Below are 12434 nucleotides of genomic sequence, written 5' to 3'. Positions count from 1 at the left end.
GCGCCCGTCGCCGTACGGGAGGCGGGCTCCGCGGCGCCCGGAAGGAGGGAATCCGGCCACCGACCGGTCGTTCGGGCGGGGATGGATCTTTGCCAAATGTCCGAAGAAGGTGGCCGGAGAGGGCCTCCGCATGGTTTTGGGAGGGGGTACGGCGGGGCAGGAGTCCACGCTCGGCCCGTCGCCCTACGCCCCCGCGCCGTCGAGGGGCTCCGCCAGCCCGGCCGTCAGGGCCCTAGGTGACGCCTCCTACGACGTGGGCGGCCGCGCCCCGGCGGCCCTGGCCTCGTCACCCGCCCCCGCCCCGGCCCCCCTGCGCAGAGCCGAGCGGACCAGGGTGACCAGGGTGCCGCCCACCGCCCATGCCGCCAGTACCAGCAGCGGCCCGGTCATCGCCCGCCCCCGGAAGTAGGCGACGGAGCGGGCCGCCCAGGTGCCCGCGCCCGGGGGCAGGGCCGGGCCGATCGCGCGCCAGAAGGGCGGCAGCAGGGGATAGGGATAGGCGCCGCCCGCGCTCGGATTGCCGAGGACCACGATCAGCAGGATCGCCAGGCCGATGCCGATGACCCCCAGCAGCGACTGGAAGGCCAGCGTGGTCGCCCCGACCGCGAAGACGATCAGGGCGCCCAGGCCCCACAGCCCGTAGAGGCTTCCGGGCAGCGCGCCCAGGACCGGCCCGACGACGAGCGCGCCCGCCAGCCCGGCGACGAGCGCATAGGCCCCGAGCGCGGCCAGCCGGATGACCGCGCGGGCCCCGTTGGCGGGCCGGGCGCCGGCGCTGACGGCGAGGATCGCGGCGCACAGATAGCCACCCACGCACCAGCCCACGACCAGGTAGAACGACGTCAGGCTGCGGCTGTCGGCGGCGTCGGCCGGGATCATGTCCACCGTACGGACGGTGCGCTTCTGGGACTTCTCCGCTTCCCGGACGACCACTTCGACCGACTGCGACAGGGACGCCCCGCCGCCGCTCGCCACCAGGAGCCGGTCGGTGGTGCCGCGCGGATCGACGAGCAGCGCGGCGTCGAGCGTCCGGTCCGCGATCTGCTGCCGTGCCTGCCGCTCCGAGCCCACCGTGCGCGGGGCGAGCGGTGAGCCCGGCAGCCGGTCCAGCTTCGCCACCACCTGCCCGGCCGCCCGCGCGGGCGCGACCACGCCGAGCGGTACGTCCTTGGGCCTCGGGTGATGGAACGCCCCCGCGTAGGACGTGATGAACGCCACCATCAGCCCCAGCACGCCGGTCACCAGCAGCGCGGCCCGGACCGTCACCGCGCTGCGGACCTCCTCCGTGAAGGTCATCCGGGTGCGGGTGCCGTCATCCGTGGTGCCCATGCGCCGCTCCGTTCGGGGGCCGGTGTCCCCACATCCTCCGGCCGTCGCGGCGGCTCCGCAGACCGGGCGGGGCCGAACGACGGATGGCCGGCGGTCTCCCCGAGCGTGTGTTCGTACGCATGTTCGAGTTACGCGTTATGGTGGAGGAGAGAAACCAGAGGGACCGATGAAGCCAGCGGGACCGAGGGCAGCCAGGGGGCGAATGAGGCGCAGGAGGTGTGGATGGCCGGGTTCACGCATCTGCACACCGCTTCGGGGTTCTCCCTGCGCTATGGCGCCTCCCACCCGGAACGGCTGGTGGAGCGCGCCGCCGAGCGGGGCATGGACACCCTCGCGCTGACCGACCGGGACGGCCTCTCCGGCGCCGTACGGTTCGCCAAGGCCGCCGCCCGGGCCGGTATCCGCCCGCTGTTCGGCACCGAACTCGCCGTGGCGGACCGCGAGCCGGCGCCCCCGGCCACCGCCCGCCGCCGCACCCCGGTCCGCGGCGGCGCCTTCCTCGACGAATCCGCCGCTCGCGCCGTCTTCCTCGCCCGCGACGGCGCGGCGGGCTGGGCCGCCCTGTGCCGCCTGGTCTCCGCCGCCCATGCCGGCCGGCGGGAGCGGCCCCTGGCGCCCTGGGACGCGCTGGAATCCACCGCCGACGGCCTGACCGTCCTGCTCGGCCCGGACTCCGAGGTCGGCCGGGCGCTCTCGGCCGCCCGCCCCGACCGCGCCGCCCGCCTCCTCGCCCCCTGGCGCGAGCTGTACGGCGATGCGCTGCGCCTGGAGGTCGTCGACCACGGCCGCCCCGGCAGCGGCCCCGGCTCCCCGCGGCTGGCCGCCCGTATGGTCGGCTTCGCCGTCGACCAGGGCGTCCGCGCCGTCCTGACCAACGCCGTCCGCTACGCCGACCCCGGCCAGGGCCCGGTCGCCGACGTCCTGGACTCCGCCCGCCGCCTGGTGCCGGTCGACCGCCGCCCCGAGGCCCGGGACGGCGGCGAGCGCTGGCTCAAGGACACCGCCGCGATGGCCCGCACCGCCGAGCGGATCGCCGAGGCGGCCGGATTCCGCCGCGCCCTGGCCCACCGGCTGCTGGCCATGACCGAGGAGACCGCGGGGGAGTGCCGGGTCGATCCCCGGGGCGACATCGGGCTCGGCCGGATCCACTTCCCCGAGCCGCAGCTGGTCGGCGCCCACCGCCGTACCGCCGCCCGGGTGCTGCGCTCGCGCTGCGCCGCCGCCATGGTGCTGCGCGGCTACGACCGCGACCGCGAGCGCTGGGCGCGCCTGCACGACGAACTGCGCACGATCGAACGGCTCGGCTACCCCTCCTACTTCCTGACGGTCGCCCAAGTGGTGGACGACATACGGGAGTTGGGCATACGGGTCGCGGCCCGTGGATCCGGCGCCGGATCGCTGGTCAACCATCTGCTGGGCATCGCGCACGCCGACCCGGTCGAGCACGGACTGCTGATGGAGCGCTTCTTGTCCGCGCGGCGCAAGGCGCTGCCGGACATCGACATCGACGTGGAGTCCGCCCGCCGGCTGGAGGTCTACCGCGCGATCTTCGACCGGTTCGGGGAGGAGCGGGTGGCCGCCGTCTCGATGCCCGAGACCTATCGCGTACGGCACGCCGTACGGGATGTGGGCGCCGCCCTGGGCATGGACCCGGCGCAGGTGGACCGGCTGGCCAAGGCGTTTCCGCATATCCGCGCCCGCGACGCACGGGCCGCGCTGGCCGAACTCCCCGAGCTGCGCGGCATGCGCGAGGCCGGCAGCGAACGGCTGTGGCAGCTGGTCGAGGAGCTGGACGCGCTGCCGCGCGGTATCGCCATGCACCCGTGCGGGGTGCTGCTCTCCGACGCCACGCTGCTGGACCGTACGCCCGTGGTGCCCACCAGCGGCGAGGTCCCCCTCGGCCACAAGGGCGCGGAAGGGGATCCCCCTGGCGGGAGCGCGCCCCTCCCCATGTCGCAGTTCGACAAGGACGACGTGGAGGAGATGGGGCTGCTCAAGCTCGATGTGCTGGGCGTACGGATGCAGTCCGCGATGGCGCACGCCGTCGCCGAGATCGGCCGTGCCACCGGGCGCCGGATCGACCTGGACGATCCCCGGCAGGTGCCGCCGGGCGACCGGCGGACCTACGACCTGATCCGCTCCACCGAGACGCTCGGCTGCTTCCAGATCGAGTCGCCCGGCCAGCGCGATCTGGTCGGCCGGCTCCAGCCCGCGACCTTCCACGATCTCGTCGTCGACATCTCCCTCTTCCGGCCGGGCCCGGTCGCCGCCGATATGGTGCGGCCCTTCATCGAGGCCCGGCACGGCCGCAGGCCTGTCCGCTATCCGCACCCGGACCTGGAGGAACCGCTGCGCGAGACCTACGGGGTGGTGGTGTTCCACGAGCAGATCATCGAGATCCTGCGGATCATGACGGGCTGCGGACGGGACGAGGCGGACGAGAAACGGCGCGCGCTGTCGCATCCGGAGGTGCAGGGGCAGGTGCGCGCCTGGTTCGCGCAGCGGGCCGAACGGCGCGGCTACACAGCCGACGTGATCGCGCACACCTGGGAGATCGTGGAGGCGTTCGGCGCCTACGGCTTCTGCAAGGCGCACGCCGTCGCCTTCGCGGTGCCCACGTACCAGTCCGCCTGGCTCAAGGCGCACCACCCCGCGGCCTTCTACGCCGGGCTGCTCACCCATGACCCCGGGATGTACCCGAAGCGGCTGCTGCTCGCGGACGCCCGGCGGCGGGGGGTGCCGGTGCTGCCGCTGGATGTGAACCGGTCGGCGGTCGCCCACCGGATCGAACTGGTGTCCGGCGGGGACGTCGACCGCGGCGTCTGGGGGCTGCGGCTCGCGTTCTCCGACGTCCACGGGATGAGCGAGGCCGAGGCGCGGCGGATCGAGACCGGGCAGCCGTACCGCTCGCTCCAGGACCTGTGGCAGCGGGCCCGGCCGTCCCGTCCGGTGGCCGAACGCCTCGCCCGGGTGGGCGCGCTGGACTCCTTCGGCGCCAACCGGCGCGATCTGCTGCTGTACGTCGCCGAGCTGCACCATCGTCACCGCGGCGCCGCAGGCGGGCAGTTGACGCTGCACACCGGACAGGAGCCGGAGGCCGACGCGGTCGAGCCGGCCGGACTGCCCGACCTCAGCGATATCGAACGGCTCAGCGCCGAGCTGGGCGTCCTCGGCATGGACGCCTCCCGTCATCTGATGGCCGACCACCGGGAGTTCCTCACGGAGCTGGGCGCGCTGCCGGCCCGGCTGCTGCGCGGCGCCCGGCACGGCGAGACGGTGCTGGTCGCCGGGGCCAAGGCGGCCACCCAGACCCCGCCGATCCGCTCCGGCCGCCGGGTCATCTTCACCACCCTCGACGACAGCACGGGCCTGGTCGACTGCGCCTTCTTCGACGACTCGCACGCGGCCTGTGCCCACACCGTCTTCCACTCCTGGCTGCTGCTGGTGCGCGGGACGGTCCAGCGCCGCGGGCCGCGCAGCCTCAGCGTGGTCGGCACGGCCGCCTGGAACCTCGCCGAACTGGCCGAACTGCGCCGTACCGGCGGTCTGAAGGCGGTCGCCGCGCGGCTGGCCGAAGGCCCCGACCGCCCGGCCCCGGCGTCCGGCCCCGAGCCCGGCCCGGAGGCCGGATCCGAGGAGCCCTCGCCCGCCGCCCCCGGCCGTACCATCCGCCTGGAGACCGGCTACGAAATGCACCCGTGGGCCGACCTCCAGCCCGCCGGCGAACGCGCCGCCACCGGCCGCAAGCTGTGGCACTCCAGCCCGGGGAGCGCGGGATGAACACCGATGCGGGCACCGGCTCCACCGGAGCGGCCGGCGCTGCGCCCCCCGCCGCCCCGCCGGCCACGCTCCACATCCGCTTCTTCCGGACCGCCGACGGCGCTCCCGTCGGCGCCGACCGCTATGAGCAACTGCTCCATCTCCTGGGGCAGTTCACGCCGGTGATCGAGGCGCTGCCGCCGGACGCCGCACTGGCCGACGTCCGCGGGGCGCTGCGCTATTTCGACCGGGACGCGGAGGGCATCGCGGAGCTGATCCGGCTGCGCGCGCTGGCCTGGTACGGCGTGTGGTGCACGATCGGCATCGGCGCCAACCCGCTGCTCGCGCGGATGGCGGCCCGGACCGCGTCGCCCGGCGAGATCCGCGCCGTCCCCGCCGACACCGCCTCCGTCACCTCCTTCCTCGCCCGCCGCCCGGCCTCGGCGCTCTACGGCGTCGGGCCCGCGACCGCGCGCACCCTGGGCGCCTACGGACTCGACACCGTCGAACGGATCGCCGCCGCCCCGCCCGCCACCTTGCAGCGGATCCTCGGCGCGAAGACCGGCCGCGCGGTGTACGAGCGGGCCCGCGGCATCGATCCGACGCCGGTGACCCCCAACGCCGCTGCCCGCTCGACGGGCGCCGAACACCGCTTCCCCCACGACGAACTGGACCCCCGACGCCGCCGCCAGGCCCTGCTCTCGCTCGCCGACGACCTCGGGGCCCGGCTGCGCGCGAGCGGGCAGGCGGCCCGCGCGCTCACCCTCACCGTCCGCTACGCCGACCGCTCCACCACGACCCGCACCCGGCGGCTGGAGGCGCCGACCGCGCACGGGCCCGCGCTGACCGAGGCGGCCTATGCCCTGCACGCCGCGCTCGGGCTCCAGCGGGCGCGGGTGCGGTCCGTGGCGCTACGGGCGGAGGACCTGTGCCGCGCCGAACGCGCCGCGCGCCAGCTGTCCTTCGACCCCGTCGCCGACAAGGCGTACCGCATCGAGGCGGCCGTCGACCGGGCCCGCGCCCGCTTCGGCACCGGCGCCGTACGCCCCGCGGCGAAGCCCGGCGGCAAGGCCACCCGCTGACCGCCGCCCCGCCGCTCGCCGTCGTTTTCGACGGTACGGGACGCCACTGACAACCGGCCCGGCCGCAGCCGCACCCGCATGTCCGGGGGAGATTCGGTGCTTTTTCCTTCACCGTCACGCGGCTGGCACATCTTGCTTACCCGGCCGTAACTTACTTGGGAGTCAACTGCGTTGGCCCTTGCGATCCGGATCGCAGGTGAACGGCTCACCGAGCACTTCGGAGTCCCCTCACCCCCCCCGCAAGGAGCATCGTATGAAGCTGCGCTGGTCACGAGCGCTGACCCTGCTCTCCTCCCTCGCCCTGGCGCTCGGCGTCACCACCGCCCCGGCCTCCGCCGAGGCCGCCGCCGTCACCAGCGGCTGGAACAACCTCTCCTGCACCCCGTCCGCCGAACACCCCCGCCCGGTGGTCCTGGTGCACGGCACCTTCGGCAACTCCGTCGACAACTGGCTGGGCCTCGCGCCCTACCTGGTGGCCCGCGGCTACTGCGTCTTCTCCCTCGACTACGGCGAGCTCCCCGGCGTCCCGCTCTTCCACGGCCTGGGCCCGGTCGACGCCTCCGCCCGGCAACTGGCCGCCTACGTCGACAAGGTGCTGGCCGCCACCGGAGCGCACAAGGCAGATCTGGTCGGCCACTCCCAGGGCGGCATGATGCCGCGCGTCTATCTGAAGTTCTACGGCGGCGCGGACAAGGTGAACACCCTGGTCGGGCTGGCCCCCGACAACCACGGCACCGATCTGGACGGCCTGACCCGCCTCCTGGACCACTTCCCCGACGCCAAGAAGTACCTCGGCACGCTGACCCCCGGCCTGACCGACCAGATCGCCGGCTCCGACATCCTCAGCCGCCTCAACGCGGGCGGCGACACCGTCCCGGGCGTGCACTACACCGTCATCGCCACCCGGCACGACGAGGTCGTCACGCCCTACCGTTCGGGATTCCTCGACGGCCCCGACGTCCACAACGTCGTGCTCCAGGACCTGTGTCCGGTCGACCTGTCCGAACACGTGGCCATCGGCCTCGGCGACCGCATCGCCTTCCACGAAACGGCCAACGCCCTCGACCCCGCCCACGCCACCCCGACGACCTGCGCCTCGGCGGCCTGAGCGCCCGCCTGCCCCTGCTCAGCGCGACGCGTCAGGTGGCCGACGCCCCGTCACCGCGCAGGCTCAGCAGCGCATCGGTGCACCGCTCCGCCAGTTCCTCGGCATGGGCGGGCAGCGGTGTGCCGGCCCGCAGAGGACGGCGGACGACGGAGAGCGGGACGTCGATGACCGCGAGGGTGACCCGTTCGGCCTCCTGGGCGTCGCGCGCCCCCAGCGCGTCGGCGAGCTTCGCGGTGGCCGCCCCCACCCGGCGGTTGCCCTCGTCGGCGCGCCGGCGGTGTTCCGGCGCCCAGTCCTCCCGCCCGAAGTCCTGGGCCCCGTACAGCAGCAGCCCGGCCTCCAGGGGGTGTGCGCGGGTCCACGCCACGACGTGCCGGGCCGCCGCACGGCCCGCGGCGCGCGGGTCCGGGGACGACTCCAGTGCGGCGAAGTAGCCCTCCTGGAAGCGCTCCACGGTGCGCAGCCACACCTCGGCGAGCAGCGCGGAGCGCCCCGCGAAGCGGTGGTAGAGCGAGCCGCTGGGCGCGCCGGCGGCCGCCGCGACCGCGGACATGGTGACGCCCGGGGGGCCGTGCTCGGCGGCGAGCCGTACGGCGGCGTCGAGGAGGTCCGAGATGTCGAAACGGGGTGGCCTGGCCATGTTCTAGAGGGTAGCCTCCATAATATTAGAGAGAACTCTCTAGAAGCCCTCTCCAGAAGGTTTCTCCAGAACGTCCCAGAAGGTCTTTCCAGAAATGGGGTCTGCCGTCCATGGGGGTCTACAACGTCCACGAGAGGGTGCTGCCGGTGTCCGCGGCCGAGGCGGGAGCGCTGATCGACGGGCTGTCCGGCGACGCCGACCGGCTGTGGCCGGGCCGCGACTGGTTCCCGATGCTGTTCGACGCCCCGCTGGGCCCGGGGGCGGCCGGCGGCCACGGCCCGGTCCGCTACAGCGTGGCGACCTATGTACCGGGCCAGTGGGTGCGCTTCGCCTTCCGCGGGCCGCGCGGCTTCCACGGCTTCCACGAGTACACCGTCCATCCGCTCGGCCCGGACCGCACCCTGCTGCGGCACACCCTCGCCATGCGCGCCCGCGGCCCGGCCCGGTTCAGCTGGCCGCTGGCCTTCCGTCCGCTGCACGACGCGTGCCTGGAGGACAGCCTGGACCGCGCCGAACGCGCCTGCACGGGCACCGTCGCCCGGCCCGCCCGCTGGAGCGCGTACGTCCGGCTGCTGCGCCGCCTCGTCGCCTGACGCGGCGCGGTCAGTTCCGTACGAGCACCCGCCGCGCGGTGAGGAACGAGAAGGAAGCCACCGCCAGGACGAGGGGAATCAGCAGCAGCCACCCCGAGAAGGCGAGCACCACCACCGTCAGCACGGAGGCCGCCGCCACGCCGTACCACAGGGGAGTACGACGCGGCAGCAGCACCAGTGCGGCGGCCAGCCCGGCCAGGGTCACGGCTGCCAGACAGGTCGCGGTGGCCTCCATCAGGAGGCGCAGATCGGCGCCGCGCCACTGGGCCGCCACGGCCAGCGCGACGGCGGCCGTGCCCACCACCGCGAGCGAGCGGCGCGGCACCTCGCCCGGTTCGCCGCCCTTGGCCATCCAGCGGGGCGCCGCCCCGTCCCGGCCGAGGGCGGCGCCCAGCCGGGAGGCCCCCGCCAGATAGGAGTTGACGGCCCCGAAGGTCAGAAACAGGGCCGCCGCGGCGGCGACGGGACGGGCGGCGACGCCCACGCTCTGCGCGAGCAGCGCGGTCAGCGGGGTGTCGGTGTCGGCCGCGGCCGGACCCAGCGCGCCGATCGTGGCGACGGCCAGGCCCAGGTAGAGCACGGTGATCACGGCGAGCGCGTTACGGGTCACCCGCGGCAGATCCCGCCCCGGGTCGGCGAATTCGCCCGACAGATGGCTCGCCGCCTCCCAGCCCGCGAACGCGAAGAACAGCACCGACGCCGCCGAACCGACCGACGTCCAGCCGCCGGGCAGGAACGGGGTGAAATGCGCGGCGGTGATCCGCGGGGCCGCGGCCAGTACCGCGCACAGCAGCACCGCCGCCAGCAGACCGCCCATCATCAGCTGCACCCGCCCCGACATCCGCAGCCCGACCGCATTGGACACCAGCGCCCCGGCCAGCACCAGCCCCCCGACCGCCGCTGCGCCCGCCTCGCCCCAGCCGACCGCGTCGGCCACGTACTTCCCGCCGATCCAGGCCGCCGCGACCACGCCGATGGGCACCGCCCCGTAGAACCACCACCCCACGACGGCCGCCGCCCGCGGCCCGATCGCCCGGTGGACGAAGGTGGCCACGCCCCCGCCGTCGGGGAACCGTACGCCGAGCGCCGCGAACGAGGCGGCCACCGGCACACACATGGCCAGCAGGACGACCCAGGCCAGGATCGAGGCGGGCCCGGCCGCGGCGGCGGCCAGGGACGGCAGGGTCAGCACACCGGGGCCGAGCACGGCACCGGCGCACAGCGCGGTACCGCCGCCGACGCCCAGCCGCCGTACATCCGGCCGTGCGGAAGCGGAAAGTGTGGTTTCTTGTACGGTCACGATCGCAGAACGTAACCGAAAAATTGATCATTTTTCCTTGTCGCCGAATAAAATTCGGCGGTGGGCCGCATCATGGATGTCATGGACGACATTGATTCGGCGATTGTCCGCGAACTCCAGCGCGATGCACGGCAGACCAACCGCGAACTCGCCCACAAACTCGGCATCGCCCCCTCCACCTGCCTGGAACGGGTCCGTGCGCTCCGCGCCCGCGGGGTGATCACCGGCTATCGCGCGACGGTGGACCTGGGCGCCCTCAACCGCCCCGTACAGGCCCTGCTCACCATCCGGATCCGTCCCATGAACCGCGAGGTCATCGAGCGCTTCAAGGCGTTCCTGGTCTCGCTGCCCGAGGTGCTCAACATCTATGTCGTGGCGGGCGGCGACGACTTCCTGGTCCATGTCGCCGTACCGGACCTCGACCGGCTGCACACGCTGTTGATGGACAGCGTCTTCAAACGCCGGGAGGTCGTCGACTGCCGCAGCTCGGTGATCTACCAGCATGTCGCCAATGACGTCATCGGACCGCTGACGGTGTGACGCCGCCCCCTCCGGGGCGGGGAGGGGACGGCGTCACGGTGCGCCGGGGCCGTCGCAGGCGGCCCCGGCGGGCCTGGGTGCCGGCCGGAGCCGGCGTCGTACGGGACTGTCAGCGGCGGGCTCCCCTGCGGCGAGTGGTGGCGAACAGGACCCCGGCGCCCGCGGCCAGGACGGCGGCGCCGCTGATCGCGAGCGGGGCGGTCGAGCTGTCACCGCCGGTTTCGGCCAGGTGCTTGCCACCGGCCGGGCGGACCACGGCGTCCGGGTGCGCGCCACCGGCCGCCTTGTCATGCACCGCGGCGGAGCCGTCCGTGGCGGAGCCGTGCGCGGTGCCGGTCCCATGGCCGCCGTGGCTCATGTTCATCGACTTCATCGATGACTTGTCCGCCCCCGCCGCGATCTGACGGTCCGTCGGCGCGGAGGCGGTCGGCGCAGGGGTCGCACCGGAGCCCGCGGACCCGCCGTTGTCCTTCCCGAACACCACATCGGAGCAGGTGTAGAACGCCTCCGGGCTGTCCGACCGCTGCCAGATGCTGTAGATCAGCTGCCGCCCGGTGCGCTGCGGGACCTTCCCGGCGAAGACGTACTCCCCGTTCGTCAGCTTCGGGTCGGTCACCTTCGCGAACGGCTTGGCCTCCAGGTCCGACCACTTCAGCGGTTTGGCCGGGTCGTAGCCGGCCTTGGTGAGGTACAGCTCGAAGCTGCCCTTGTGCGGGGCGGTCGCCTTGTAGTGGAAGGTGTGCGTGCCCGCCTTCATCGCGGTCGACGGCCAGTCGCCGCGCGGCAGATCCAGCCCCTTGTACTCCGGGTTGCCGGCGCTGCACAGCTTCCCGTCCGGGATCTTCGTCTTCGACCGGCCCGCCGCGTTGCCGTCCCGCACCGCGTTCCAGTCGTAGAGCGCCTGCGCGCCGCCGACCTGGACGGCCGCCTTGCACGCCGCGGACTTGGGGCTCTCGGGACCCTCCGCGTAGCACGCGAAGACCCGGCTGACGGGGTCCGACATCGAACCGTGCGCCGCGGCCGGCCCCGCGGTCACGACGGTGAGTGCGAGCGGTGCCACGCCCGCCAGGGCGAGCCGGGCGGCCCTGCGGCCGGCCGTGTGACCGGTCTTGCGGCTGTCCTGACGACGAGCGGTCATCGTGGGGGTCTCCTTCATCGGATCTGCCGGACGAGGCGGCCGGCGAGACGAGCCGTGGGGGGTCGGGACGCATGCCCGGTGCCGCCCCCCGATGAACGGCACCAATGGCACGAACCCCGCCTTGCGAGAAGCACGCTAGCCGCGCTGAACAGCGGATTTGAGCCCCGAGGGCCGATCCTGGAGATCCTTATGGTCGCTTTAAGGAAGGGCTAAGCGGGGGCACAGGCAGGAGCGCCCAAAGCGGGCATTGTCAGTGGTCGATGGCACCCTCGAGACATGACCACCAACGATCTGCCCACCGCCGACGCCGCCTACTGGGAAGCCGCCGCCGAGCGCTTCGACGACGAGCCCGATCACGGGCTGCGGGATCCCGCCGTGCGGGCGGCCTGGGCCGGGCGGCTGCGGTCCTGGCTGCCGGACGGGCCCGCTCGGATACTTGACCTCGGGTGCGGTACGGGGAGCCTGGCGCTGCTGGCCGTCGAGCAGGGGCATCGGGTCACCGGCGTCGACCGCTCGGCCGGAATGGTCGCGCGGGCGCGCGCCAAGCTCGCGGGGCATGACGCCCGGTTCCTGGTCGGGGACGCCGCCGAACCGCCCGTGGGGGAGGGGCGGTTCGATGCGGTGCTGGTGCGGCATGTGCTGTGGGCGCTGCCCGATCCGGCGGCCGTGCTCCGGCGCTGGGCCGGCCTGCTGGTGCCCGGTGGGCGGCTGGTGCTGGTCGAGGGACGGTGGGGCGAGGCGGAGCCCATGGGCATACCGGGCGCCGAACTGACCGGTCTCGTGGCCCCGTTGGCGGTCCGTACCGAGCTGGAGTCGCTCTCCGGGGATTCCGTCCTGTGGGGCAAGGAGGTGACCGATGAGCGCTATGTGCTGATCGCCCACGCCCCGTGAGGTACGTCCGGCGGCTCACCCCGGCCCCGTGAGGTACGTCCGGCGGCTCGCCCC

The 12434-nt window shown here is 74.0% G+C and carries 10 protein-coding genes; 6 read left to right on the top strand and 4 right to left on the bottom strand.

Annotation, left to right across the window (positions count from 1 at the left end; genetic code table 11):
* Nucleotides 1–246 precede the first annotated feature (246 nt).
* Entirely contained in the window at nucleotides 247–1329 is a 1083-nt protein-coding gene (locus SNA_RS12045) for a YhgE/Pip domain-containing protein (RefSeq protein ID WP_044364752.1), read from the bottom strand.
* Nucleotides 1330–1551: 222 nt separating this feature from the next.
* Here SNA_RS12045 and SNA_RS12040 point away from each other — a divergent pair, with 222 nt between their 5' ends.
* From SNA_RS12040 to SNA_RS12030, 3 genes are all read left to right on the top strand, one after another.
* Nucleotides 1552–5109 (top strand): DNA polymerase III subunit alpha, encoded by a 3558-nt coding sequence (locus SNA_RS12040; RefSeq protein WP_030067880.1) that lies wholly within the window; start codon nucleotides 1552–1554, stop codon nucleotides 5107–5109.
* Nucleotides 5106–6170, top strand: coding sequence for a DNA polymerase Y family protein (locus SNA_RS12035; protein ID WP_078969856.1), 1065 nt, complete (start codon nucleotides 5106–5108; stop codon nucleotides 6168–6170). Before SNA_RS12040 ends, SNA_RS12035 begins: the two co-directional genes overlap by 4 nt.
* A 253-nt stretch (nucleotides 6171–6423) precedes the next feature.
* Nucleotides 6424–7278, top strand: a complete 855-nt coding sequence (locus SNA_RS12030; protein WP_044364749.1) for an esterase/lipase family protein — start codon at nucleotides 6424–6426, stop codon at nucleotides 7276–7278.
* A 31-nt stretch (nucleotides 7279–7309) separates the two neighbouring features.
* Here the strand turns inward: SNA_RS12030 and SNA_RS12025 are convergent, their stop codons facing one another.
* Nucleotides 7310–7918, bottom strand: coding sequence for a TetR/AcrR family transcriptional regulator (locus SNA_RS12025; protein WP_044364747.1), 609 nt, complete (start codon nucleotides 7916–7918; stop codon nucleotides 7310–7312).
* Between the two features lie 110 nt (nucleotides 7919–8028).
* Between SNA_RS12025 and SNA_RS12020 the strand changes: the two genes are divergently transcribed.
* Nucleotides 8029–8511, top strand: coding sequence for a hypothetical protein (locus SNA_RS12020; RefSeq protein WP_030072410.1), 483 nt, complete (start codon nucleotides 8029–8031; stop codon nucleotides 8509–8511).
* Nucleotides 8512–8521: 10 nt separating this feature from the next.
* Here SNA_RS12020 and SNA_RS12015 read toward each other — a convergent pair whose 3' ends face one another.
* On the bottom strand, nucleotides 8522–9811 hold the full coding sequence (locus SNA_RS12015) for an APC family permease (protein ID WP_044364745.1): 1290 nt from the start codon (nucleotides 9809–9811) through the stop codon (nucleotides 8522–8524).
* Nucleotides 9812–9892: 81 nt separating this feature from the next.
* Here SNA_RS12015 and SNA_RS12010 point away from each other — a divergent pair, with 81 nt between their 5' ends.
* Nucleotides 9893–10351 carry an Lrp/AsnC family transcriptional regulator gene (locus SNA_RS12010; RefSeq protein WP_030072412.1) on the top strand — a complete coding sequence of 153 codons (459 nt, stop codon included), beginning with the start codon at nucleotides 9893–9895 and terminating at the stop codon, nucleotides 10349–10351.
* 109 nt (nucleotides 10352–10460) lie between these two features.
* Here the strand turns inward: SNA_RS12010 and SNA_RS12005 are convergent, their stop codons facing one another.
* A complete protein-coding gene (locus tag SNA_RS12005) occupies nucleotides 10461–11489 on the bottom strand; it encodes a lytic polysaccharide monooxygenase auxiliary activity family 9 protein (protein WP_044364742.1) in 1029 nt (342 codons plus the stop codon).
* 276 nt (nucleotides 11490–11765) lie between these two features.
* Between SNA_RS12005 and SNA_RS12000 the strand changes: the two genes are divergently transcribed.
* Nucleotides 11766–12380 carry a class I SAM-dependent methyltransferase gene (locus tag SNA_RS12000; RefSeq protein ID WP_030072416.1) on the top strand — a complete coding sequence of 205 codons (615 nt, stop codon included), beginning with the start codon at nucleotides 11766–11768 and terminating at the stop codon, nucleotides 12378–12380.
* The last annotated feature ends 54 nt before the right edge of the window (nucleotides 12381–12434 follow it).

Origin of the sequence: Streptomyces natalensis ATCC 27448, assembly GCF_000935125.1 — a bacterium.
Taxonomy (GTDB): domain Bacteria; phylum Actinomycetota; class Actinomycetes; order Streptomycetales; family Streptomycetaceae; genus Streptomyces; species Streptomyces natalensis.
Note: the sequence above shows the minus strand (reverse complement) of the source record. Positions and strands in the feature narration are given on the sequence as shown.

What these genes read in the sequence shown, in the direction of transcription:
- SNA_RS12025 (WP_044364747.1), bottom strand. Translation starts at nt 7,918, where the DNA reads ATGGCCAGGCCACCCCGTTTCGACATCTCGGACCTCCTCGACGCCGCC.
- SNA_RS12030 (WP_044364749.1), top strand. Translation starts at nt 6,424, where the DNA reads ATGAAGCTGCGCTGGTCACGAGCGCTGACCCTGCTCTCCTCCCTCGCC.
- SNA_RS12010 (WP_030072412.1), top strand. Translation starts at nt 9,893, where the DNA reads ATGGACGACATTGATTCGGCGATTGTCCGCGAACTCCAGCGCGATGCA.
- SNA_RS12000 (WP_030072416.1), top strand. Translation starts at nt 11,766, where the DNA reads ATGACCACCAACGATCTGCCCACCGCCGACGCCGCCTACTGGGAAGCC.
- SNA_RS12005 (WP_044364742.1), bottom strand. Translation starts at nt 11,489, where the DNA reads ATGACCGCTCGTCGTCAGGACAGCCGCAAGACCGGTCACACGGCCGGC.
- SNA_RS12045 (WP_044364752.1), bottom strand. Translation starts at nt 1,329, where the DNA reads ATGGGCACCACGGATGACGGCACCCGCACCCGGATGACCTTCACGGAG.
- SNA_RS12020 (WP_030072410.1), top strand. Translation starts at nt 8,029, where the DNA reads ATGGGGGTCTACAACGTCCACGAGAGGGTGCTGCCGGTGTCCGCGGCC.
- SNA_RS12040 (WP_030067880.1), top strand. Translation starts at nt 1,552, where the DNA reads ATGGCCGGGTTCACGCATCTGCACACCGCTTCGGGGTTCTCCCTGCGC.
- SNA_RS12035 (WP_078969856.1), top strand. Translation starts at nt 5,106, where the DNA reads ATGAACACCGATGCGGGCACCGGCTCCACCGGAGCGGCCGGCGCTGCG.